The sequence below is a fragment of the Candidatus Viridilinea mediisalina genome (assembly GCF_002532535.1).
Taxonomy (GTDB): domain Bacteria; phylum Chloroflexota; class Chloroflexia; order Chloroflexales; family Chloroflexaceae; genus Viridilinea; species Viridilinea mediisalina.
Map to the genome: position 1 here is coordinate 37,231 of NZ_NQWI01000009.1, position 22,282 is coordinate 59,512.

At 57.6% G+C, this 22,282-nt stretch carries 18 protein-coding genes; 6 read left to right on the forward strand and 12 right to left on the reverse strand.

What is annotated here, in order from left to right:
* Positions 1-34 precede the first annotated feature (34 nt).
* Positions 35-1,270: an MFS transporter gene (locus CJ255_RS03435; RefSeq protein WP_165774550.1), complete on the reverse strand. Its 1,236-nt coding sequence runs from the start codon at positions 1,268-1,270 to the stop codon at positions 35-37.
* Between the two features lie 291 nt (positions 1,271-1,561).
* Here CJ255_RS03435 and CJ255_RS03440 point away from each other — a divergent pair, with 291 nt between their 5' ends.
* The 4 genes from CJ255_RS03440 to CJ255_RS03460 all read left to right on the forward strand — a co-directional run bounded on the left by CJ255_RS03440 (position 1,562) and on the right by CJ255_RS03460 (position 6,894).
* Entirely contained in the window at positions 1,562-2,626 is a 1,065-nt protein-coding gene (locus CJ255_RS03440) for a Gfo/Idh/MocA family protein (RefSeq protein ID WP_097642703.1), read from the forward strand.
* Positions 2,627-2,839: 213 nt separating this feature from the next.
* On the forward strand, positions 2,840-3,646 hold the full coding sequence (locus CJ255_RS03445; protein ID WP_097642704.1) for a sugar phosphate isomerase/epimerase family protein: 807 nt from the start codon (positions 2,840-2,842) through the stop codon (positions 3,644-3,646).
* Between the two features lie 305 nt (positions 3,647-3,951).
* The gene (gene aspS, locus CJ255_RS03455; protein WP_097642706.1) at positions 3,952-5,712 is read left to right on the forward strand and encodes an aspartate--tRNA ligase; all 1,761 of its coding nucleotides are present in this window, start codon (positions 3,952-3,954) and stop codon (positions 5,710-5,712) included.
* Positions 5,713-5,928: 216 nt separating this feature from the next.
* Positions 5,929-6,894 (forward strand): roadblock/LC7 domain-containing protein, encoded by a 966-nt coding sequence (locus CJ255_RS03460; protein ID WP_097642707.1) that lies wholly within the window; start codon positions 5,929-5,931, stop codon positions 6,892-6,894.
* Positions 6,895-6,996: 102 nt separating this feature from the next.
* Here the strand turns inward: CJ255_RS03460 and CJ255_RS03465 are convergent, their stop codons facing one another.
* Positions 6,997-8,391, reverse strand: a complete 1,395-nt coding sequence (locus CJ255_RS03465) for a S41 family peptidase (protein ID WP_097642735.1) — start codon at positions 8,389-8,391, stop codon at positions 6,997-6,999.
* A 226-nt stretch (positions 8,392-8,617) separates the two neighbouring features.
* Between CJ255_RS03465 and CJ255_RS03470 the strand changes: the two genes are divergently transcribed.
* A complete protein-coding gene (locus CJ255_RS03470) occupies positions 8,618-9,778 on the forward strand; it encodes an aminotransferase-like domain-containing protein (RefSeq protein ID WP_097642708.1) in 1,161 nt (386 codons plus the stop codon).
* 6 nt (positions 9,779-9,784) lie between these two features.
* On the opposite strand, the gene CJ255_RS03475 is transcribed toward CJ255_RS03470, so the two are convergent.
* The 5 genes from CJ255_RS03475 to CJ255_RS03500 form a co-directional block, all read right to left on the reverse strand.
* Complete coding sequence (locus tag CJ255_RS03475; RefSeq protein ID WP_097642709.1) at positions 9,785-10,528, reverse strand: prepilin peptidase; 744 nt, start codon at positions 10,526-10,528, stop codon at positions 9,785-9,787.
* Between the two features lie 20 nt (positions 10,529-10,548).
* Positions 10,549-11,301 carry a phosphate ABC transporter ATP-binding protein gene (locus CJ255_RS03480; protein WP_097642710.1) on the reverse strand — a complete coding sequence of 251 codons (753 nt, stop codon included), beginning with the start codon at positions 11,299-11,301 and terminating at the stop codon, positions 10,549-10,551.
* A gap of 20 nt (positions 11,302-11,321) precedes the next feature.
* Positions 11,322-12,176 (reverse strand): PstA family ABC transporter permease, encoded by an 855-nt coding sequence (locus CJ255_RS03485; RefSeq protein WP_097642711.1) that lies wholly within the window; start codon positions 12,174-12,176, stop codon positions 11,322-11,324.
* On the reverse strand, positions 12,173-13,171 hold the full coding sequence (pstC, locus tag CJ255_RS03490) for a phosphate ABC transporter permease subunit PstC (RefSeq protein WP_217352392.1): 999 nt from the start codon (positions 13,169-13,171) through the stop codon (positions 12,173-12,175). The genes CJ255_RS03485 and pstC overlap by 4 nt, the downstream gene beginning before the upstream one ends.
* Before the next feature lie 526 nt (positions 13,172-13,697).
* On the reverse strand, positions 13,698-14,681 hold the full coding sequence (locus CJ255_RS03500) for a PstS family phosphate ABC transporter substrate-binding protein (protein WP_097642712.1): 984 nt from the start codon (positions 14,679-14,681) through the stop codon (positions 13,698-13,700).
* 167 nt (positions 14,682-14,848) lie between these two features.
* Here CJ255_RS03500 and CJ255_RS24060 point away from each other — a divergent pair, with 167 nt between their 5' ends.
* Complete coding sequence (locus CJ255_RS24060) at positions 14,849-16,000, forward strand: BsaWI family type II restriction enzyme (protein WP_217352393.1); 1,152 nt, start codon at positions 14,849-14,851, stop codon at positions 15,998-16,000.
* On the opposite strand, the gene CJ255_RS03510 is transcribed toward CJ255_RS24060, so the two are convergent.
* The 5 genes from CJ255_RS03510 to CJ255_RS03530 all read right to left on the reverse strand — a co-directional run.
* Complete coding sequence (locus tag CJ255_RS03510; protein WP_097642713.1) at positions 15,989-16,864, reverse strand: DNA-methyltransferase; 876 nt, start codon at positions 16,862-16,864, stop codon at positions 15,989-15,991. The genes CJ255_RS24060 and CJ255_RS03510 overlap by 12 nt on opposite strands.
* Before the next feature lie 173 nt (positions 16,865-17,037).
* The gene (locus CJ255_RS03515) at positions 17,038-18,171 is read right to left on the reverse strand and encodes an FtsW/RodA/SpoVE family cell cycle protein (RefSeq protein ID WP_097642714.1); all 1,134 of its coding nucleotides are present in this window, start codon (positions 18,169-18,171) and stop codon (positions 17,038-17,040) included.
* Between the two features lie 70 nt (positions 18,172-18,241).
* On the reverse strand, positions 18,242-18,697 hold the full coding sequence (gene ndk, locus CJ255_RS03520; protein ID WP_097642715.1) for a nucleoside-diphosphate kinase: 456 nt from the start codon (positions 18,695-18,697) through the stop codon (positions 18,242-18,244).
* A 98-nt stretch (positions 18,698-18,795) separates the two neighbouring features.
* Entirely contained in the window at positions 18,796-19,143 is a 348-nt protein-coding gene (locus CJ255_RS03525) for a roadblock/LC7 domain-containing protein (protein ID WP_097642716.1), read from the reverse strand.
* A gap of 74 nt (positions 19,144-19,217) precedes the next feature.
* On the reverse strand, positions 19,218-22,282 hold a 3,065-nt coding region (locus CJ255_RS03530; RefSeq protein ID WP_281257174.1), incomplete at its 5' end, for an RNA polymerase sigma factor region1.1 domain-containing protein.

Consider the following 22,282-nt stretch of genomic DNA (forward strand, 5'->3'; position numbering starts at 1 on the left):
GTACCAGAAACAGCCGCTTGTGTGCAAAGGGATGCTACGGTTGCTGATCCACATGCAGCGGGCACTTGGGACGCCCCTGGCGCAATACGGCCCAGAGCCCAAACACTGCCGCCGCGAGTGAACCAGCCGTCAGGAAACTCCCAGACAGATAGGGCGCACTCGGGCCGTACAGATCAAAGAGCATGCCCGCAAGCGGTGGGCCAAAGATCAGCGCCAAACTTAGCAGCGCTTGCATGCCCCCCAAGGCCGCCCCCTGCCGCCCCTCGCCCGCCCCGCCCGCAATCAGGCTCGTTAGCGACGGCAATGCCAATCCTAGTCCCAAGGCCATCAGCCCGATCAACGGGAAGAGCATCCAAGCCTTTGCTGCCAGGGCCGTTAGGCTCAGGCTCAGGCTCATCAGGCTCAGGCCCCCCACAATGAGTAGCGGCTCGCCAAAACGGGGCAGCAAGCGCCCCACCAAGAACGCCTGGGTAAAGACGCCACAGAAGCCCACAAAGGCGAAAAAGACCCCATTGTTGAGGGGATCCCACCCAAAACGCTCGCTACTAAAGATCGGGAAGTTGCTCTGGAGGCCCGCAAAGGCAAGATTGAGCAGAAAGACTGCAAGTAGCAGTGGTCGCAGGTTGGGCAAAGCTACCGCATAACCAATCTGGCCTGCAATACTCAGCGGGCTCAATGAACGCCGCATGCGCCGTTCAAGCGGCAGCGACTCGGGCAGCATGAATAGGGCAAAGAGCGTATTGAGGAGCGCAAGCAGCCCAGCCGCCAGCGCAGGCACATTCAGCCCATAGACACTCAACAGCCCGCCCGCTGCCGGGCCAACCATCAGCCCAATCCCAAAGGCTGCGCCCACGAGCCCCAAGCTGCGCGTGCGCTCGCAGGGTTTGCAACGATCACTGATGTACGCTTGTACCGTCGGGATACTCGCCCCCGCCGCGCCACCCCAAGCGACCGCTAAACCAATCAGCGGCAACGAACCAACCATGCCCGCAATGCCCAAGAGGGCATAGGCACCACTCGAAGCTAACAATGAACCAATCAGCACCGGACGCCGCCCAATACGATCAGAGAGCGCACCGAGTACCGGCGCCGCCAACAGTTGCATCAGCGCATACAACGCACTGAGCATGCCCACCATCAGGGCACTTTCCGATTGTTCGTGTACGATGAATGGGAGTAGCGGGACGATCATGCTGTAACCCAGCATGTCAATCAACACGCACAGGAACACGATGAGCAGCGGTGAGCTGCGGCGCAGCGGTGCGCTCATAGATGTGATCGCCTTGCCAGGAGAGATGTAGATGGCGGCTCTGCATGTCTGTCTTTCGAGTCGCATATCTATGATAGCATAGCCTGAGCAAGCATGTGTAACCTGTCCGTGTGGTGTGCTACAATCGCTTGAGGTGGGTCTGAAGCTAAAGGCTACTGTCGCACTACAACCTGCTTTGGGGCTACGCCCCACCCCCCCCTTTTTTGTGCCGATTTGGCGGCGAAGCCGCCAAATCGGCACAAAAAGAGTTTTTTGGGGAGGCGAAGCCTCCCCGCCAGTAAGGAATACCCAATGGCTAACCCCCTAAAAATAATTGTCGTTGGTGCCGGTGCCCAAGGGCGCACATGGCTCGCATTGCTCGCCAATGATCCCGCATGGTCTCTGGCGGCCCTCGTGGATAGCTCGCCCGCAACCTTGAATGAGGCCGCTTCAGAGTATGATCTGCCCGAAGAACACCGCTACTTTAATGCCCTGATCGCCTTCGCGCAGGTGCAAGCCGATGCGGTACTCATTGCTACCCCCCCCGAAACCCATCGGGTCATTAGTGTGGCTGCCATTGAACGTGGCATGGCCGTCCTCAGCGAAAAACCGCTCGCAACTAGTCTGCGTGATGGGGTCGCTATTCTGCGGGCCACTCGCATGCACGCTGTGCCCCTTATGGTTGACCAAGGCCGACGCTGGTTGCCCCATATCGTCGCTCTGCGTGAAGCGGTGAAGGGCGGCTTGATCGGTGAGTTGGGCTATGTCACCTGCCAGTTCCATCTGCCGGTACGCTATGGTGGTTGGCGTACCATGATGCCTGAAGTGCTGATCGAAGACCTCGCCATTCACCACTTCGATACCATGCGCTTCATTACCGGACGCAACGGTCAGCGGGTCTATGCCCATAGCTTTCGCCCATCCTGGAGTTGGTTTCGCGGTAACTCCTGCGCCAGCGTTGACCTGCTGCTCGACGGCGGGCTTCCCGTTCACTACTTCGCCAGTTGGGTCGCCCGTGGCCCCCGTAGCTCCTTGGACGGCGAAGTGCGCCTCGTCGGCGAACATGGCGCCCTGCTGCTGCGCGAAGATGATACCGTCTGGCACTATGTCAATGAAGACGAGACGCCCCACGAGTTGCTACTCCCCACCCTCGAACCAGAAGGCATGCTGCGTGGGCTTGCAAACTTCACCCAAGCTGTGCGTGGCGAAACGCCCCCCAACCCCGATGCCGAAGATAATATCCACAGCCTTGCCCTCACCTCAGCCGCCGTCGCCTCAGCCCGTACCGGCCAGCCTGTCAATGTTGATGCCCATATGCGTAGTGCTGGCTGGAGCCCCGTTCGCCCCATGAGTGCCCGCCGCCCTGGAAGAGGGTAGGCGAGAAACAGAGGGTTTTCACCACAGAGACACAGAGAACACAGAGGAAGATCTATACCTATGCAGCGACCATCACATACACATACCATGCAAACCTCTGTGCTCTCGGTGCCTCTGTGGTGAATATCTCTATACCTCTATCATGTGTATGTTTGCAAATCTTGCACCAGAAAAGCTCTACCTGAAGAACGTGTTACCCAAAGGTCTCCCCCCATGCAACTAGCCTTCTCCATAACCCTCGGCCCTGATGATCACCCAGGCCCACTTGCCAACCAAGTGGCCGAATTGGGCTACAACGCCCTCCACGTTCACTTCGCTGCTGGCTATGATCCCGCCCTCGCCCGCCGCCTCGCCTCTGCCTCCGCCGAGAGCGGGTTGCCCATTGTTGCGGTCTCGGGCTATGCCAATCCCTTGCGCCCCGCTGATGCACCAATGGGTATGAACTTCGACCAACTGGCCGATCTTATTGAATGGTTACCACAACTTAATACGCGCCGCATCATCTGCTGGAGCGGCTCCTATGCCCCCGGCATCTTTGAAGCCCACCCCGAAAACCAGAGTCTCGCGGCCCGCGCCCAGCTACGCGAGCAGATCGAAGATCTCTTGCCCCTCCTCGATGAAGCTGAGGCCATTTTGCTACTTGCCCCCCACCACCGCCATGTTCTGCATAACCCAACTGCCATCGCTGAATTCTGTGCTGAACTCAATTCGCCCTACCTACGCATCCTCCTTGATCTACCCAACCTGCTGCCTCCCGCACACTGGCTCAAACATAGTGCGACCTTGCGGCAAACTGTTGCTCAACTCGCGCCCTATGTTGGCTTGCTCCAGTGCCAAGATATGTGCCTGCGTGACGGCCACGCCGATCTCTGTGCCCCCGGCCAAGGTCTGCTCAACTACCCCCAACTCATGCGCGCCGTGCGTGCCGCCGAACTCATCGTTCCCTTCGTTGTCGGCCAGACTGAACTGAGCCAAGCTGCCGCCGTCCGACGCTTGATCCTCGATCATTGGCGCACCTAGTTGGGGCTACGCCCCCGGCGAGGGTTTGGGGCGTAACCCATTCGCATGAGGTTTAGGGCTGCCGCCCTGAAACCCGCTTTGGGGCTACGCCCTAACCCCCGTTTTTTGTTCCGCTTTGGCGGCGAAGCCGCCAAAACGGAACAAAAAGAGTTTTTTTAGGGAAGCTTCGCCGCCCCCAAACCCCCGTCGGATGGTTAACGTCATGCGTATGGGGGCGTAACCCCATAGGGTGGTAGCCCAAGCTGCGCCCCACAAACCCTTACACATGATATAATTCAATGTCCATACCACAATAAGGAGTCACTATGTTTCGCTCGCACACCTGCGGCGAGCTGCGCCCGGAGCACGTCGGCCAAGAGGTGACGCTGGCGGGCTGGGTTCACCGCCGCCGCGACCACGGGGAGCTTATCTTCATTGACCTGCGTGATCGCTATGGCATCACCCAGGTCGTTTTCGACAGCATTACCGCTACAGCCCACCAAGTGGCCGAGCAGGCGCGCTCGGAGTATGTGCTGCAGGTGCGCGGCACGGTGCGCCCACGCCCCGCTGAGGCGGTGAATCCCCACCTTGCTACCGGCGCGATTGAAATGGAAGCGCTTGATGCCCACATTCTCAATGCCGCTCGCACCCCGCCACTCTATATCGCTCAAGAAGGCGGTGAGGATGAAGCCCTACGCCTCAAGTATCGCTACCTCGATCTGCGCCGTGAACGTATGCAGCGCAACCTCATTCTGCGCCATCGCGTGGTAAAATTTATGCGTGACTTCCTTGATCAAGAGGGTTTCCTCGAGATCGAGACGCCGATCATGATCAAGTCTACCCCCGAAGGTGCCCGCGATTACCTTGTGCCTTCACGCGTGCATCCCGGTAAGTTCTACGCCCTGCCCCAAAGCCCCCAACAGCTTAAGCAGTTGCTGATGGTGGCGGGCTACGATAAGTATTTCCAGATTGCGCGCTGCTTCCGTGATGAAGACCTGCGCTCTGATCGCCAGCCTGAGTTTACACAACTCGATATGGAACTCAGTTTTGTAGACCAAGAAGATGTGCTGGTGCTGCTCGAACGGCTCTTTACTGAGTTGTGCCAGACGGTCGCCCCCCATAAACGCCTGCTTACCCCCTTCCGCCGCCTGACCTTCCAAGAGGCAATGGATCGCTATGGTAGCGATAAGCCCGATCTGCGCTATGAGCTTGAGTTGATTTCGTTGAGCGACCTACTTGCCCAGACGCCCTTCCAGGTCTTCCGTAACGCCCTCGCTGCCGGTGGCCAGGTCAAAGGGCTGCGCATTCCCGGCTGCGGTGGCTATTCGCGCAAACAATTGGACGAGTTGGTTGAATTGGCTAAAACTGGTGGCGCACGCGGCTTGGCCTGGGCTGTGCTGCCCCCGGCTGGTGGCGCTGTACGCTCCTCCTTCGGCAAGAATCTGGGCGCGGGCGAGCTGGAGGCGATCATTGAGCGTATGCAGGCCCAAACCGGCGACCTGCTGCTCATTGTTGCCGATACAGCCTCCGTGGTGGCCGCCAGCCTCGATAAGCTCCGTCGTGAGTTTGCCGCCCGCCTCAATCTCGCCGATCCCAATATCCTCCACTTCTCATGGATCGTCGAGTTCCCCATGTTTGAGTGGAGTGAAGAGGAACAGCGTTGGGATGCCCGCCACCATCCCTTTACTGCTCCCCTCGACGAGGATTTGCACCTGTTAGCGAGCGATCCCGGCGCAGCGCGTGCGAAAGCCTACGACCTTGTACTCAATGGCTATGAAGTGGGTGGCGGCAGCATCAGAATCCATCAGCGCGATGTCCAGCAACAGGTCTTTGACCTGCTGAACATCAGCCGTGAGACCGCACAAGCCCAATTTGGGCATATGCTCGAAGCCTTCGAGTATGGTGCCCCGCCCCACGGTGGGATTGCCCCCGGCATTGATCGCATCGTCATGCTCCTCGCCGACGAAAGTACCATCCGCGAAGTCATGGCCTTCCCCAAGACCCAACAGGCCACCGACCTCATGACCGCCGCACCATCCAGTGTGGACGAACGCCAACTTAAGGAACTGCACATTACCCTTCGGTAAGAGGAGGGGAGGGGAGGGGGTTGGCTACGTCAAAGTTGCTGGGGCTTCGCCCCAAACCCACTTTTTTTGTTGCTGTTTGGCGGCTTCGCCGCCAAACAGCAACAAAAAAAGACGTGCGGGGGCGGCGAAGCCGCCCCCGCACCCCAAAATATTGTAATGGGCTTCGGTTATACTACATATATATGCTAGAAATCCCTCGCCCCAGGGAGTTGAGCGATGGTCAAGCGCATCTTGGTTGTAGATGACGATCCCAATATTCGCCGGATCGTTAGTCTGGCCCTCAGTGACGACTCGCCCTACGAAGTTCATGCGGTCGCATCGGCTGAGGCTGCCCTGCTCCACATTGCCCGCCAGCCGGTTGATCTTCTCTTCACTGATATTCGCATGCCCGGCATGAATGGCCTCGAGCTTGTGCAGCGTGTGCGCGAACTTGATCCCACCACTGCGGTGATTGTCTTTACGGTGAGTCCCCAAGATCTGACGCCTGATCGTGCGGCGCTTCTCAAGATTGATTGCTTGCTCGAGAAGCCCGTTTCGCCCGATCGCATGCGCCTCGCCGTCGATCTGCTGCTCGATCCGATCAAGTTGCTCCCCCGCCCTTCGCACCGCGATCAAGCGCCACTGCCACCTGCGCCGCCCCCTACCGAGCCCCCTCCCACCACCACAGGTGCAGGGCCGCTCGGTCAACGTCTCGCTTCCCTGCGCTCGCGTAAAGCCACCACGCCACTGCCGCCCCATTCCCAGAGCGCCCCCATTGCTGTGCGTCTAACTCCGCGTAGCCCCGGACTCTACGGGCGCAGCTATTCAGAACAACAGATCGAAGCGATGCGTCAGGCACTCAAAGAATTGGCCCTTGAGCCTGATGTACACTGTGCCGTGCTGGCCGACCTCAGTGGTATCGTGTTAACTCACTGGAGCCGTCGGCGTGACATCAATATCACGGTGGTCGCTGCGCTTGCGGCGGGCAACACAATGGCCCTGGCTGAGATTGGGCGCAATCTAGGCCAACAGAATCCTGGTCACCTCGTGATCCATGAAGGCCAAGACCAGAGCATCCTCATGGCTACCATGAACGATCTGCTGCTGCTCATTGCCATTGGCCCCAACGCATCCCTTGGTTGGGCTCGCATCGCTACCCTGCGCGCCTGCGAAGAGATTCTGAAGATTGCGTACACCAAATAGTGCTTCTCTACATTCGGAGTGCCGACTTTAGTCTGCATCCAATGGTAGCTTGTGACCTCAGCCGACTAAAGTCGGCACTCCGTCGGTGGCTATGAAATCACGCTACTCCCCAAGCCCCAGTTCCTCCACCGCCGCGAGGATTTGTGGATCCTCATCGGGGTGCAGACGCCACCATTCGCCACCCACATGGCGATCAGGGATAACACCGCGATCTTCGATCATGGTGCCGTCCGGCAGGTGGTAGGCGAGTTCGGCCAGTAAGAGGCGCGAACCATCATCAAAGTTGTAGCCAAAGAGATTCTCGGTGTTGCCCGCACTCGCTTCACCAACGATCCGTGCCCGCCCTAAAACCTGCATACCCGCCGCGAACATCTCACCAGCACTGACCGTGCTTGGGCCAATCAGAACGGCCATTGGCATATCTTCTATGCCAGGGATGCTCTGTCCTTCGGGAATGCGCTGCTCTTCATAGCTTGCTCGCCCACTCGTGCTGCCAATGCTCCCACCGTCGTGGAACAGTGCAATCGTGTTGCGCATAAGGTGAACATAACCACCGGAATTGCCACGTACATCGATGATCAGGCCGCGCAACCTACCTGAAGCCAAAAGTTCTTCCACCGTCTCGCGGGTCCGCGTATCGAGCGCGTCTACATAAAAGCTGGGGATTTCAATGAGGCCAATCTCGCCTCCAGGCAGCAAGCGCCCCCGCACCCGGTTGAACGCCTCACTCGCAACCGCTTCGCGTACCACTTCAACCTCGCGCGGCGCATCACTGCCTGTGCGTACCGTCAAATGCACGAAGGTGCCCGGTTCGCCTCGCACCGCCCCAATTGGCCCCTGGGGGCCAAAAGCCTCATCTTCGATGAAGGGAATACCATTTACCTCCAAGATCAGATCACGCGCCATCAAGCCCGCCCGCTCGGCAGGAGCATCCGGCGCAACCATCAAGATCAGCCCCCCCTCCTCCACCGTCCGGATCAAAGCCCCGATTCCTCCATAGCGCAACTCACCCCGAAATTCCGCCTGCTGACTAGCCACCTGCTGCGGCGACTCAAAGCGTGAATGATCGTCGCCCAAACTGGCGATCAATTCGCGCATCAGTTCATAAAATGCCTCAGGTGCCTCAGCAGCCAAAACCCGTGGCGTAAAAATTTCGCGCATCTCCTCCCAATCAACCCCACGGAAATCCTCGTAGACATAGCGTTCATGGACGATTGTCCATGTACGCTCAAAGATCTGCTGGCGCTGCTCCGCACTTAGCGGCATAAGCGTCGGGGTTGGCTCCAACGGGATCGCCGTCGCTGTCGGCGGTTCCGGCGTGACCGTCGGCGTAGCTGTGGCCCTCAGTGTCGGACTCGGCGCTGGGCGCGGCGTGACCGTCGGTGCGGGCGTAGCACTCGCTAAGGGTGACACCGCAATAACCTCGGGCTGCCTAGCACAGCCGAGTAGGAGCAAGACCCCAATTATCAATGTGACACTGAGTTGCAATGCTTTCATGATGCATGGCAGGGGTTGGGGGCTACGCCCCAACAACTATAGCCTTAGGATCAGCTAGGCTCTTCCAACCCGCTAAGGGGAATGTTTCATGGCACTTTACAGTTTGGAGGCATCCAAGGCATTCTGAAGCCTCAGCACTACTTTCCTATTTCCTATTTCCTGTATCCTTCCCTTAGTATGATACCATCTCTAGAGTGCAGCGTACAAGTTCTAAAAGGTACCCACTATGTCCAACACGCTCCCCGACATCCAACTCGTGGTTCGGCCTGGTATCGTCGAGTTGGGCTGGGGCCACCCTGATCCGGCCCTGTTGCCGGCGGATGGATTAGCGGCGGCGGCAGCATTGACCTTTGCCGCTCATGGACATTCCGCCCTAGCCTATGGGGCCGAGCAGGGGCCGGGGCGCTTGCTTACCGCCCTCTCTGAGCGCCTAGGCCGCCTTGAGGGGGTTACGCCACCCACCGAGCAACTCATGATTACCGGCGGCACCTCACAAGCGCTCAATCTGCTCTGTGGCCAACTGAGTCGCCCCGGTGATGTGGTGCTGGTCGAAGCCCCAACCTACCATTTGGCGCTCCGCATCTTTGCCGATCATGGCCTGCGGGTCGTGGCAGTGCCCGGCGATGCCCAAGGTATGCATGTCGAGACCGCACGTACCCTTTTGCAAATCCTGCGCTCGCGTGGCGAACGGGTGGCCTTTCTCTATATCGTGAGTAATTTTGGCAACCCGACCGGCGCAAGCCTCGCGCCCGACCGCCGCTACGCCCTCGCTACCATGGCCCGCCATGAAGCGCTGATGGTGCTGGAAGATGATGCCTATGGCGAACTCTGGTACGATGCGCCACCCGCTCCGACCATCTACAATCTTATGCCCGCTGGCCCCATTGTGCGCCTCGGCAGTTTTGCGAAGGTCTTGGCCCCTGGCCTGCGCCTGGGCTGGATGCTTGCCGACCCGGCCCTCGTGCAACGCTGTGTGCGCTCCGGCATGCTCGATAGTGGCGGCTGTGTCAATCAGTTCACCGCCCACATGGTGGCCAGTTTTATCGCCCAAGGGCAACTCGATCAGCATATCACCAATGTGCGTAACCACTGGCGCGAGCGCCGCGATGCGATCCTCGCGGTGTTAGCACGCCAACTGCCCGCTGGCTGCACCTGGAACCCCATCCTCGGCGGCTTCTTCGTCTGGGTGCGTCTCCCGCCCCACCTCGACACCCAAGCCCTGCTGCCTCGCGCCGAAGCCGCTGGAGTGAGCTACCTACCTGGTGCACGCTTCTTCGCTGAGGGCAGCGGCCAACACTACCTGCGCCTCTCCTTTAGCCTCTTGCCCCCCCAAGCGCTTGAGCTTGGTGTGAAGCGCTTGGGGGCAGTTCTTCGTAAAGCTTGTTAGCAATTCCTATACTCCCATTCCCCCTAATGCAATGAAGAGCAAGACCCCCAAACAGAGATAGCTCCCATACGCAATGTAGGTCGGTGTGGGCCGTCCGGTGCGGCGTACCAGCAGGATGCCCGCCGAGACCACGCCCGCCATGGCCATGCCATAGAAGAGCGCTGTCCCAAGTTTGAGCATGCCAACCACCGCGCCAATAAAGATCGCAAGGTAGACATCGCCCAAGCCAAAGGGCACTGCGGTGGAAGGAAAGAGGACACGCGCCAGCAGATAGAAGAGCAGGAAGATAAATCCGCCCAAGAGGGCCCCTAACAGCACATTGCGCCAATCCATGCCAACCAGCGGCCCGATGATCAATGCCAACAACGCAGCACCAAGGATGACAAAGGTGTAGATGTAGCGATGAATCCAGTCAATCGCGCCAGTGAGCAACAAGACCCCACAGACAAAGCTGAGATAGAAGAAAGCTGGCGTAAATTCATAGAGTTGGTAGAGCCGCAGGAGCATCAGGCCACTCAAGAGTTCTACCAGCGGGTGAATCCAGTGCAAACTGCGCCCATCACGCGCCCGCCCGCGCTGCAACAACCAGCCCACCAGCGGCAACAGTTGCCACCAGAGCAACGCCTCACCCGTGCGGGTACAACGTGGCCAACCGAGCAACCTCCGTTCACGCGGCAGGCGCACAATCAAGATGTTGAGCAACGTCCCGAAGCCGAGACCGATCAGGAAAAGAGCAGTTGAGGTTAGCATAGCTCCCTAATTGTACCATCTTACCCAATTTCACGCGCCAAATATGCTTGGCTCAAGCTGTGTTGCGGATGCTGGAAGAAGGCCGCTGCTGGCCCATGTTCAACCACTTCGCCTAGCCACATAAAGACCACATAGTCCGCAAGGCGCCGCGCCTGCTCAATGTCGTGGGTCACCATCACCAGGGTATACCGCTGGCGGAGGCTGCTCAGGAGTTCCTCAATCCCCCGTGCCGCAATCGGATCAAGCGAGGCGGTAGATTCATCGCAGAGCAGCACTGCCGGCTGTATCGCCAGCGCACGGGCCAGGCAGAGCCGCTGCTGCTGCCCTACCGAGAGCTTGTGGGCCGATTCTTTGAGCCGGTGGCCGACTTCATCCCAGAGCCGCGCTGCTTTCAGGCTGTCGGTGACCAGTTGGGCCAGTTGCCTACCACGCGCCAGGCCGTGGATCCGCGGCCCATAGGCGACATTATCATAGATTGACATTGGCAGTGGGAAGGGTTTCTGTGCCAACATGCCAACTTGGGTGCGTACTTCGGTGACATCTACCTGCTTGCCGTAGATCGCGGCACCATCAATCAAGATTTGACCAGTAATCCGTACATGCTCGTTCAAATCGAGCAGCCGATTGATACTCTTCAGTAGCGTTGATTTACCGCACCCGGAAGGGCCAATGATCGCGGTGATCTGACCGTCGGGCAGATCAAGGTTAATCTCGCGCAACGCATGGGTATTGCCATACCAGATGTTTAGCTTGCGGATGGCGATGCCTGGCATAGACGTGCTCCTTTGGCACCTCAACGAATCACATGTTTGCCCACATGGTGCAGGAAGAAATAGCCTAGCATGCCAAAGGTTAACACAATTGCGGTCAGGATCAGTGCCGCCGCATAGGCCCGCGCTTGAACTTCCGGGAAGGGGGTGGCCAGTTGAAAGAAGATCACAAGTGGCAACGAAGCGACAGGTTGGAAGAGTGAACTGGGCATCGAACTGGTAAAGCCTGCGGTGAAGAGTACCGCCGCCCCATCGCCGAGCGCACGCTCAAAGGCCAAAAAGAGGCCCGCCAACAGCCCCGGCATGGTTTGGCGCAGCAGCATAATGCTCAATTCAAGCCGCGTTGTGCCTAAAGCCAACGTCGTCTCGCTCAGTTCATGGGGCACAAGGCGCACGACCTCATCGAAGGTACGGGCCAAAATGGGCACAATGACGAGGGCCAGGGCAATGGTCCCAGCCAACAATGAGGTGCGTAGCCCCAAGGCCAGCAGCAATCCCAAGATAAAGACGCCAAAGACGATACTGGGCATGCCCCAGAGAATATTTAAGACCAGGCGCACCATTTCTGCCGTCTTGCTGCCACGCCCATAGGTGTTGATATAGAGAACCACCGGCACCGCAATTAGCAGCGCCAGCAGCGTAGCCCCCGTAGCAAGATAGAGCGAACCAAGCAGCGCATGTAAAATCCCACCACCCCCGCCCAGATAAAACCCCGCTGAGGGTGGCTGGCTCACCATCTCCCAACTGAGCGCGGCCCAACCACGGCTGGTGATCGTAAACAGGATCGATCCCAAACCAACCACCGCGATCAATAATGCCAAGCGCATCAGCCAGATGAAACAGCCCTCTTCCAACTTGCGCCACTGTTTGCGCCTCATGCTTCGCCCCCTCGCTTGAGCCGCCGGGTCAGAAAGAGCCACGCCCCCAGATTAAAGCTTACCACCACCAGCAAGAGTACCAACCCAGCGCCCATCAAAGCACTCTCGTAGAGCGGCACCGACATCATTTCGCCATAATTGTTGGCAATCAGGGCCGCCAAGGTATAACTGCCATCAAAGATCGAACCTGGCATGCGCGGCACATTGCCAACCACCATCAAGACCGCGAGGGTTTCACCAAAGGCCCGCGAAAAGCCGAGTACAACCGCAGCCACGACGCCAGGCAAACCTGCACGCAGCAGCGTCACCTTCGTAACCTCCCAGCGGGTTGCACCCAAGGCAAAGAGCGCCTCGCGCAATTCGCGTGGCACCGCCCGCAACACCTCTTCGGTGATGGTCACAATAATGGGATAGACCATAAGGCTCAATACCAGCCCAGCGGCAGCAATACTATAGCCCGATGGATTGGTATTGGCAAAGCATGAGCAATATGCTGCCAAGTTGCGATCCGCCCAAGGCGCAAGCTCATTGCGTACAAACGGCACCACCACCAGCACCCCCCAGAGCCCATAAACCACTGGCGGAATCCCGGCCAGCAGATCGGTCACTGGCTTGAAGAATAGCCGTGCGCGACTGGTCATATATTCGGCCAGATAGATCCCACTGAGAATCGCCAAGGGCACCGCCACCAGCATCGCCACCAGCGTCACCGCAATGGTTCCAACGATAAAGGGGGCCATGCCAAACAACCCGCGCATCGGCTGCCAAGTGGTTGAGAAGAGCAATTCGGGCACACTCGCACGCTCCAGAATCGGCAGCGCCCGCAGCAGCAGCACCCCCCCAATTGCAAGCAACAGCCCCAAAAGCGACCATGCCAACGCCCCCATAATGGCTTGGCCGATCCGATCTTGCCAACGGCGCATGCGATGATGCATGCTATCTACCCGCAACCCAGCAGGTTGTGAAGCGTTCCTTGGTTCTTGCTGGCGATCCATGCGCCTGGACTCTTTCCACCTTGCGAGGATGCGGGATGCGAGGCGAGGATGCGGGAGGCGAGGATGCGAGGCGAGGATGCGGGAGGCGAGGATGCGGGAGGCGTTGGCTTCGCGCCTTCGCGTCTTCGTGCCCTCGCGCCTTCGCGTCTTCGCGTCTTCGCGCCCTCGCGTCTTCGTGCCCTCGCGTCTTCGCGTCTTCGCGTCTTCGCGTCTTCGCGTCTTCGCGTCTTCGCGCCCTTGCGCCCTCGCGTCTTCGTGCCCTCGCGTCTTCGCGTCTTCGCGCCCTCGCGTCTTCGTGCCCTCGCGTCTTCGTGCCCTCGCGCCTTCGCATCTTCGCGTCTTCGCGCCCTCGCGTCTTCGCGCCTTCGCGTCTTCGCGTCTTCGTGCCCTCGCGTCTTCGCGCCCTCGCGCCCTCGCGTCTTCGTGCCCTCGCGTCTTCGCGTCTTCGCGCCCTCGCGTCTTCGTGCCCTCGCGTCTTCGCGTCTTCGCGCCCTCGCGTCTTCGTGCCCTCGCGTCTTCGCGTCCCCTACGGTGCAGGCAGCAACGCCAACCCCTCCTCAACCATGGCAGGACTCAGGCGCACAAAACCAGCCGCTTCCACCAACGTCTGTCCCTCAGTCAGCATCCAACGGTAGAACGCCGCAATCTCCGCCGAAGGTGGCCCTTTCGTCACCAAGTAGAGCGGGCGTGCTGGGGGGGAGGGGTAGCGTTCTGCAGCCACCGCTTGATTCAATACCAAGCGGTCGGCGTAGAAATCCTCATCAGCAGTGATCGTGCCATCGCCATTCAGATCAAGCGGAACGACCCGCAGCCCCTCAATCTGTTGGTTCGTAGCCATATTGTAGGCAAAGACAATATTATTAAACCCAATGCCATACACATCCTGGCGCACCGCCTCAGCCAGCCCGGGGTCACCATTGACCGCAATACCCAACAGTTCCTCCTGGCTACTACCACCAAGAAAGAGCGACCAGACCTCAGCAGCGCCACTCGCATCGGAGCGGGTATAGACCGTGATGCGCGTGGGATCATCATTCCCAAGCAATTGCCCCCACGTCGTAAACTCCTCGTGCAGCCACAGTGCTGCCGCCCGCTCAGGCGTCAACCCGGTAGCCAAAAGCTCTTCCAAATGCGGATTATGGGCATTGACCGTAGCCACAACCGCATCAACCGCAGCGGGCATCAGAAAAGCCCCTTGGTGCAACTCCTCCTGCCGCACGGGCCGCGAAAGCAACGCAAGATCAGCCACACCCGTCAGCATATCCGCCATACCCTTCCCGGCACCACCACCCTGCAGATCAAAGGTAACATGGGGATACTGCTGGCTATACGCCTCAGCCCAGACCGCCATCATCGGAAAGAGCGCAAAGGCCCCAGAGACGCGCAGCGTCACAGGTGGCTTTGCATCCAGCGCATCACCCGGCGCTGGTTGGGCCGCTTGGCTACAGGCAACCAAGAGCAACAAACATAGGCTAAAGAGCATGAGCAAACGCGAGCAACAGCGGATCATCAGAGGAGCCTTGCTTCTGGGAGGATTTCAGAGAAGAATTCAGAAGAAAAATCTCAGCTTGATGGATATGGTTTCAGGCTACGTTCAACTGTCACTTGGTGGGCACGCAACAAAACCATGATTATCCTATTTTGGGATATTTCTTAAATCATGTCAACATGCGTTCTATGAACACCATGCATGACTCACGCTATACAAAAATCATCGAGTCCTTACGAGAAATCCGTCGCAGGCAGAATATAACCCAGAGCGAACTTGCACAGCGGCTAGGTCAACACCAATCTTACATTGCAAAAGTTGAAGGACTAGAACGTCGCTTAGACATCTTGGAACTTCTCGACTGGCTTGACGCACTACATTATGATCGGCAACAGTTCTTCTTTGAACTAGGCTGGATTGACCAATTGAAGGAAAGAAATATTAATACACCCGTTCCTATTCGAGGAGTTGTGGAAGAAGCTGAGAAAGGAATTTTTCTGATACTCGCTTGGCAGGATCAAAAGTTTAAAGTATTCCTTGAAGGTATTACCAGTGAACAGTATAATAAAGTAGAGCAGAAAATATCGCAACTGTTTGGGAAATTAAACCACTCAAAAGCAATGAAAAATCGTGAAGCCATTGCACAAGCTCTAGAGTACGCAGTTAATGAACTGCCTCGCCTTAATCCTAGTGATATTTATCAACACATAATCTACCGTCTATATTTGCGGGAGTATAAGAAATCAAAACCTGAGCAGAGTTGGGTTCGTGCTGGTGGTGAAGCAATGGAGTTATTTATCGAACAAAGGTACAGGGATATACTAGCAGAGAACAATGTTAGTCTTAAAGCCTTGCTCTCAAGGGAAGCTAAAGCAGATGCTTTGCAACAAATGGGATTGGCTGGTCTAGTAGGTGACTCAAAGCTTGATTTGGTCTTAGTGGGTAATCATAACGGTAGAAACATTGTGTTTGGAGGAGTTCATAGTAAGGCTTCTCTTGCTGAAAGAGTATCGGACGATGTGCCTTGTAGCCGCGCAATGATGCAAAAGGGGTATGCTAGCATACTTTACACCTTTGACTCGAAATCATTTCCTCCTCCTCACGGAGATTTAGTCAATCGAGGAGAATTAGGTAGTCACGATTTCCCCTCCGATAAGCGGAGGTACATTGAAGATCATGGAGACTTTGATACCTGCTTCTCCTACAATTTACGAACGAATCCTAGTATTCATCCAACAAGAAGCTCAAAAAGAATCTACGTCTCTTCATTAGAGAGAGATGTAGATCTTTTCCCGAAATACGTTATTGAAAGATGGTTTAATTTTAAGTCAAAGCTCTAGCTGTAATTGGGAGCGTAGTGTAGCAGCATGATGTTTTCGTATTCTTTCTTCTGCTTCGTTTTGTATTAATGGATTTAACTCGAAACCTATGTATTTGTATCCAAGCTTGAGAGCAGCTAAGGCAGTTGTACCGCTTCCCATAAATGGATCTAATACCACCCCCTGCTGAATACCAGTAGCTTTAATACAAGTTATTGGTAACTCTACCGGAAACGTACTTGTATGTGATGTCATATTGTTCCCTGCTGGTAGATCCCACACTGAAGAGATCGGTGGATGAGTTTGAAATGAATGACTCTCGCTTTTTGTGAGGATATAGATAGATTCATGCTTCCGGTGAGGACGACGACAGCGACCTTCTGGCATGGATTTGCGCTTCGCCCAAATGACTTCCCCACGAAAAAGCATCCCAGCATCGCATAGATTAAGAATAAGCCTATAGGGTAGTCCTAATAAATTTCCGTACTGTAACCAAGCTGTTTCCCTTCTAATAAAAGCTCTTCTTTTACCTCGATTTTTAGTGTAAGCAGAGTTGTGAGGGGCGAGTCCAGTGCCTTCAGCACCGAGAGTACTATATTTGTAATCCTCGAATTTCCAATTAATCGGGGTATTATAAGAATCCGCCATATTCAACCAGATTAATCCTTCAGGTTTCAATACCCGCTTTACTTCAAGAAATATATCGGTTAGATTAGATATGTATTCTCTAGGGTCTTCCTCTAACCCTATACCATGATCTCCTCGCTGCCCCCAATATGGTGGACTAGTAACGACAATATCCACACAATCATTAGGAAGCCTCATCATGCCTTCAAGGCATCCAATGTTATGTATACGGTTTAAGTCATCATTAGCAAGCTGCATATGCGACCTCTAGAAACAAAAATAAGAACTCTTGAGTTAAAATGGTATCACAATCAAGCCACCCCGTCAAGGTAATTGTTCAGAGTTGGGGGTAAGCAACACACGAGGTACGTGAAACTCAGGCTCGCATGCGGACCGGAGTCCCACGTACCTAGCAGAAATATGAGCGCTCCTCACGCCAAGCTCAAGCGCTGGCGTCGCAGCGCAATGCTCTGCAAGATGCCAATCGCAGCCAACACCGTGATCATGAAGCTTCCGCCAGCCGAAATCAAGGGCAACGGCAGCCCCGTAACCGGCAAGAGGCTCAGGTTCATGCCAAGGTTGATCACCATATGGCAGAAGAACATCCCAAAGATGCCAAGGGCAATCAGGCGTCCAAATTTGTCGCGTGCTTGCTGGGCAATTGTGAGCGTCTGCCAGAGCAGCAAGGCCTGGAAGATGATCAGCATCATCCCTCCAATAAAGCCCATCTCTTCGCCAACCACGGCAAAGATGAAGTCGGTATGCTGCACCGGCACATAATTGCCCTGACTAAAGAGGCCGTGGGTTAAACCGGCCCCAAAGAGCCCCCCTTGGCCAATTGCATTCAGGGCTTGCACGACATTGTAGCTATCGTTAAAATCGGCCTGCGACGGATCGACCAACAGGTAGTAGAAGGTGAAGAGGCGGCGCTTTTGGTAATCATCGAGTAGTTGGTCGGTGGCCCAGCCTACATAGAGTACCGGGGCGATCAGCAAAAAGAGTGCAAGCACCTGGCTCATGCGCATACCGGCCCCCCAAGCCATCACCGCCCATATTGCCACAATCACCACCGCACTGCCAAGATCAGGCTGAATGAGTACCATTAGGGTGGGCACAGCCGCAATCAGCAGCCCCCCCAACTGGATCAACCAACGTCCAGATTGAGCTTCAAAGTGTTGCCAGTAGGCTGCTAAGGCAATAATCACCCCAAGTTTCACCACTTCAGTCGGCTGAAAGGTGCGCGTCCCAATCTCAAGCCAACTGCGTGCTCCCTCACTCACCCGCCCAATCGTTAAGACCAAGAGCAGCAGTACGATGCCCCCAATGTAGATCGGACGGGCCAAGCTTGAGAGCAGTTGGTAGTTGAAGAAGGTCATCACCATCATTGCGGCCAAGCCTGCAACGATGTAGACCAGGTGCCACGGGTAGATGCGACTCAACGGTATGCCTGTGCGCGCCATGGCGTTGAGGGTGGCACTATAGAGCGCCAAGGCGCTAAAGACCAGCAATACCACTACACAGATCAGTAGTGGCCAGTTATATTCGCGCCAAAGTCTACTTTGCATATCAATCTAAAAAGGGATATGGGGGAGGCGCAGCCTCCCCCATATCCCCGTCGGAAGGCTTAGATTCAGCCTACTCATAAATCCACGGATCGCTCACCCGTGGCCAATCGGTAATCAACTCAGCGGGCTGGAAGAAGATCGCTGTCTCACGCTCGCCACTCTCAGGTGAATCGGAGGCATGGATGAGGTTGCGGCCAATCTCGACCCCAAAGTCGCCACGGATGGTGCCAGGTGCAGCTTTGGCTGGGTTGGTGGCCCCTACCATGGCGCGAACCATTTCGACTGTGCCGGTCTTACCACCCACAACCGCAACCACCACCGGCGCAGAGGTAATATAGTCTACGAGGCTCCCAAAGAAGCCTTTGCCCTCATGCTCGGCATAGTGACGGCGGGCCAGCGCCTCGTCCACCTGCATCAACTTGAGCCCCTGCAACTTCAGGCCACGCTGCTCGATGCGGGTGAGGATGGGGCCAATCAAGCCACGCTGCACTGCGTCGGGCTTGAGAATGATCAATGCGCGCTCCATAAACTCCTCTTTGTGAAGGGGTGTCGCGGAGAGCTTGGCTCTCCGCGACACCCCTAGCATGGGTTGCTGTAACTTCGCTGGCAGTATACCACATCCGCCTAGATGGGCACGGCCTCACTGATGCGTTTCGCAGCGCGGCGCATCTCCATCTTGACCAGGCCCAAGTTGACGGTACGCTGCGTGATCACCACAAGGATCAACTCTTTCGCCTCAAGCAGCAGGATCGAGCCATCCTTAGCATCAATAATCGAGTCGATCAGTGTGCCAACGCCAATCCGCTTGGTTGCCTTGTCAATCTCGCCGAAGACTGCGGCGGACATGGCCCCGAGAATCTCGGCATCCTCCTCGTCGAGCAACGTACTAGCCACGACGAGTCCGTCTTTGCCCACGAGGAGGCTGCCGATAACCCCCTCAACGCGAATCAGGTCTTCGACGATCCGGCGCATATGCTAACCTCTTCATTAGGACTAGAGTGGCTTGCTGTACCCATGGCGCGGGCCTGGGCCCAACCACGGTACGATTACTGTGCGAAGGTGGAATTGTAGGCGTTCATCGCCTCGTTGAGGCGTCCCTGTTTCGAGTAGGCATCACCAAGCAAGCGGAAGAGGGCTGTGCGGGTGGTGGCTTCACTCACGTTACTGGTCAACCCTTCCAGGGCTGTCACAACATGCTCTAGCCCTTCGCCCGAACGGATCAGGCGCTTGAAGGCGAGGTTCATGATCTCAATCTTTCCGGTGCGGGCGCAGAGGTTGCCAATCGCTAAGGCCAGGCCGTAGTTATCGGGTTCGGCATCCAACTGGTTTAAGTAGTCATCCAACATACTATCGCCGGTTGGCAGGAAGTTCATAAACTCCTGTACCGAACTGGTGGGTGCAGCAGCCCCGGCCCCACGGCGTTCGCGGCGCTCGCGGCGCTCACTGCGGGGCGGACGCCCCTCTGGGCGTTCGCGCCGCCCGGAACTCTCGCGGCGGGCAAAGCGCTCATCATCACGGCTCAAGCCCCGATTGCGCGGCGGTTCCATTGCATCACGCGGCTGTGAGCGTACCGCCGCTTTGCGCTCCGACAAGGGGGGCAAGACCACCCGCGCCGGCCCGGCGGGCTCAGGCTCAACATCCGGCAGGTGCCAAATATCATCAAGGTTGTCGAGCGGCTCCGGGGTGAAGCCCGTATCGGCGGGATCAGCCTTGGGGGCTGGCTCCTCGATCTTCGGCGCAGTGCGCTTCGTCACCTTCTCAACCGGGGCAGCATCAGCCATGCCAAAGTCGAACATGTCATCGCTCACCGCCGCATCAACTGACGGCGTAGTCCCTGGCTTGCCCTGGGCAGCCTTCGCCTCAGCCTCCGCTTGTGCTTCGGCCCGCGCTGCCTGCTCCAACATCGCGATCTCGTTGGCCGAAAGGCCGAGATCAGCGAGCGAGAAGGGGCTCATGGTCTGCTTCTCGCCACTCTTGGGCGCTTCATCAGCACTCGACTGGGCCTGTTCGAGCAGGGCGATCTCTTCGGGCGAAAGGCCCAAGTCGCTCAACGAGAAGGGCGATAGCTCTGACTCTTCGCTTGGCGCAGCTTGCGCGGGTGGCGCGGCTTGGGGCTGCTCTGGAGCAGGCGCTGGATCCGCAGGCGCTTCCGCTGCAGGCGGCGGAAGATCGGGCGGCGCGGCTTGAGCCTGTTCGAGCAGCGCGATCTCCTCCGGCGTTAACCCCAGGTCGGCAAGCGAGAAGGGGGCCAACTCTGGCTCTGCGTCGCTCGCAGGCGCAGGCGCTGGTGGCGCAGGCACTTCAGCTTTGGGTTCCGGTGCAGGCTCTGGCTCTGGCTCTGGCGCAGCAGGCTCTGGCTCTGGCGCAGCAACCTCGGTACCCACCCCAGCCTGCTGTTCGAGTAGCGCGATCTCCTCCGGCGTTAGCCCCAGATCAGCGAGTGAGAAGGGGGTCAATTCCGGCTCTTCGTCGCGTACGCTTGGCGCAGGCGGCGGGGCAGCAGGCGGCGCAGGCGGCTTGGGGGCCGCCGCTGGCGTCGGGTCGGGTGGTGCAGGTGGCGCAGCAAACTCCGCCTCCAGCCCCAACTTCGCAATCTCTTCGGGCGACAGATCGAGATCAGCAAAGGAGAAGGGTTCCAATTCATCGGAAGCATCACTCACCGGCAACTCCGGCTCTGGCTCTGGCTCTGGAGCAGGCGCTTCAGCGACAAACTCCTCCTCATAGTCCTCCTCATACTCATCGCCATCACCCTCAAGATCAATCACCTCATCGCCGTCACGGATCTCAATCCCGGCATTGTGCAAGGCCCAGCCCAACTCCTCAATGCGATCAGCCTCCGCCTCTGGATCCGAGACGACACTGATAATGTCGGTGAGGTCCACAAAGCCCTGCTGCCGCCCCAAGTTGATCAGGCGCTCAAGCACCGCAGCGGGATCATCGGAAACATAGACCGGCGCAGAATCACCGCCATCAGGAATCAGGGTCTCGAACTCACCGAGATCAAGGTTGGCCAACTCCTCTTCAGTCACACTCAATTCGCGTCGCTCAACCCCAAAGTCGCCCGCATCACCCAGACCGAGATCATCAAGCGAGAAGGGTTCGACATCACCAACCGATTCATCAAAGCCGCCCTCGAAGCTCTCTGCTGAATCGAGGTCAAAATCGAAATCATCGAGCGAGAAGGGTTCAACATCACCACTGATCTCGGATGCTCCACCTGGGGCGGCACTCGAGGAGGTTGGCTGTTTCTCATCCTCACCCAAGAGATCAAAGTTGAAATCTTCCACTGGCGCTTCATCAAGCCGCTGGGTCGCGGTTGGCGGTGGTTCATCGGGGCTGAAGGGGGTCAGTTCTGGCTCTTCACCCTTTGACCAGCCCGGCACAATCGTCTCGCCGGTGGCTGGGAAGGGCAGATCACCCAAGTTGGCCTTTTCGAGCATGGCGATCTCTTCGGGCGACAGACCGAGATCGTCAAGCGAGAAGGGGCTCATCGCTGCATCGTCCGGGGTTGCCGGCTCGACGGGCGCTTCAGGCGCTGCCGGGGTCGGTGGCGCAGCCTGCTCGGGTGGCTCCGGTGGTTTGGCCTGTTCGAGCATGGCGATCTCTTCGGGCGACAGACCAAGGTCGCCCAGGGAGAAGGGTTCCAACTCTGGCTCACTCGGCGGGGCGGGTGCCTCGGCTGGGGCTGCGGGCTCCGCCGCATCCAAGCCAAAGTCATCGAGCGAGAAGGGCTCTGGCTCACTCGGCGTAGCCGCTTCTGCCGCAGGTGTCTGTTCCGCCTCAAGGGCGGCAATCTCTTCGGGCGAGAGGCCCAAGTCGCTCAAGGAGAAGGGTTCCAACTCTGGCTCACTCGGCGGCGTTGCTGCCTCGGCTGGGGCTTCAGGTTCCGCCGCATCCAAGCCAAAGTCGTCCAACGAGAAGGGTTCCGGTTCGCTGGGCGTAGCCGCGTCCGCCGCAGGGGCCGCATCCAAGCCAAAGTCGTCCAGCGAGAAGGGCTCCGGCTCGCTGGGCGTAGCCGCGTCCGCCGCAGGGGCCGCATCCAAGCCAAAGTCATCGAACGAGAAAGGCTCCGGTTCGCTGGGCGTGGCTGCTTCTGCCGCAGGCTCACCCC

Bases quoted from the DNA above. Each gene is read 5' to 3' on its own strand.
- CJ255_RS03435 (WP_165774550.1), bottom strand. From the start codon at position 1,270: ATGAGCGCACCGCTGCGCCGCAGCTCACCGCTGCTCATCGTGTTCCTG.
- CJ255_RS03440 (WP_097642703.1), top strand. From the start codon at position 1,562: ATGGCTAACCCCCTAAAAATAATTGTCGTTGGTGCCGGTGCCCAAGGG.
- CJ255_RS03445 (WP_097642704.1), top strand. From the start codon at position 2,840: ATGCAACTAGCCTTCTCCATAACCCTCGGCCCTGATGATCACCCAGGC.
- aspS (WP_097642706.1), top strand. From the start codon at position 3,952: ATGTTTCGCTCGCACACCTGCGGCGAGCTGCGCCCGGAGCACGTCGGC.
- CJ255_RS03460 (WP_097642707.1), top strand. From the start codon at position 5,929: ATGGTCAAGCGCATCTTGGTTGTAGATGACGATCCCAATATTCGCCGG.
- CJ255_RS03465 (WP_097642735.1), bottom strand. From the start codon at position 8,391: ATGAAAGCATTGCAACTCAGTGTCACATTGATAATTGGGGTCTTGCTC.
- CJ255_RS03470 (WP_097642708.1), top strand. From the start codon at position 8,618: ATGTCCAACACGCTCCCCGACATCCAACTCGTGGTTCGGCCTGGTATC.
- CJ255_RS03475 (WP_097642709.1), bottom strand. From the start codon at position 10,528: ATGCTAACCTCAACTGCTCTTTTCCTGATCGGTCTCGGCTTCGGGACG.
- CJ255_RS03480 (WP_097642710.1), bottom strand. From the start codon at position 11,301: ATGCCAGGCATCGCCATCCGCAAGCTAAACATCTGGTATGGCAATACC.
- CJ255_RS03485 (WP_097642711.1), bottom strand. From the start codon at position 12,176: ATGAGGCGCAAACAGTGGCGCAAGTTGGAAGAGGGCTGTTTCATCTGG.
- pstC (WP_217352392.1), bottom strand. From the start codon at position 13,171: ATGGATCGCCAGCAAGAACCAAGGAACGCTTCACAACCTGCTGGGTTG.
- CJ255_RS03500 (WP_097642712.1), bottom strand. From the start codon at position 14,681: ATGATCCGCTGTTGCTCGCGTTTGCTCATGCTCTTTAGCCTATGTTTG.
- CJ255_RS24060 (WP_217352393.1), top strand. From the start codon at position 14,849: ATGAACACCATGCATGACTCACGCTATACAAAAATCATCGAGTCCTTA.
- CJ255_RS03510 (WP_097642713.1), bottom strand. From the start codon at position 16,864: ATGCAGCTTGCTAATGATGACTTAAACCGTATACATAACATTGGATGC.
- CJ255_RS03515 (WP_097642714.1), bottom strand. From the start codon at position 18,171: ATGCAAAGTAGACTTTGGCGCGAATATAACTGGCCACTACTGATCTGT.
- ndk (WP_097642715.1), bottom strand. From the start codon at position 18,697: ATGGAGCGCGCATTGATCATTCTCAAGCCCGACGCAGTGCAGCGTGGC.
- CJ255_RS03525 (WP_097642716.1), bottom strand. From the start codon at position 19,143: ATGCGCCGGATCGTCGAAGACCTGATTCGCGTTGAGGGGGTTATCGGC.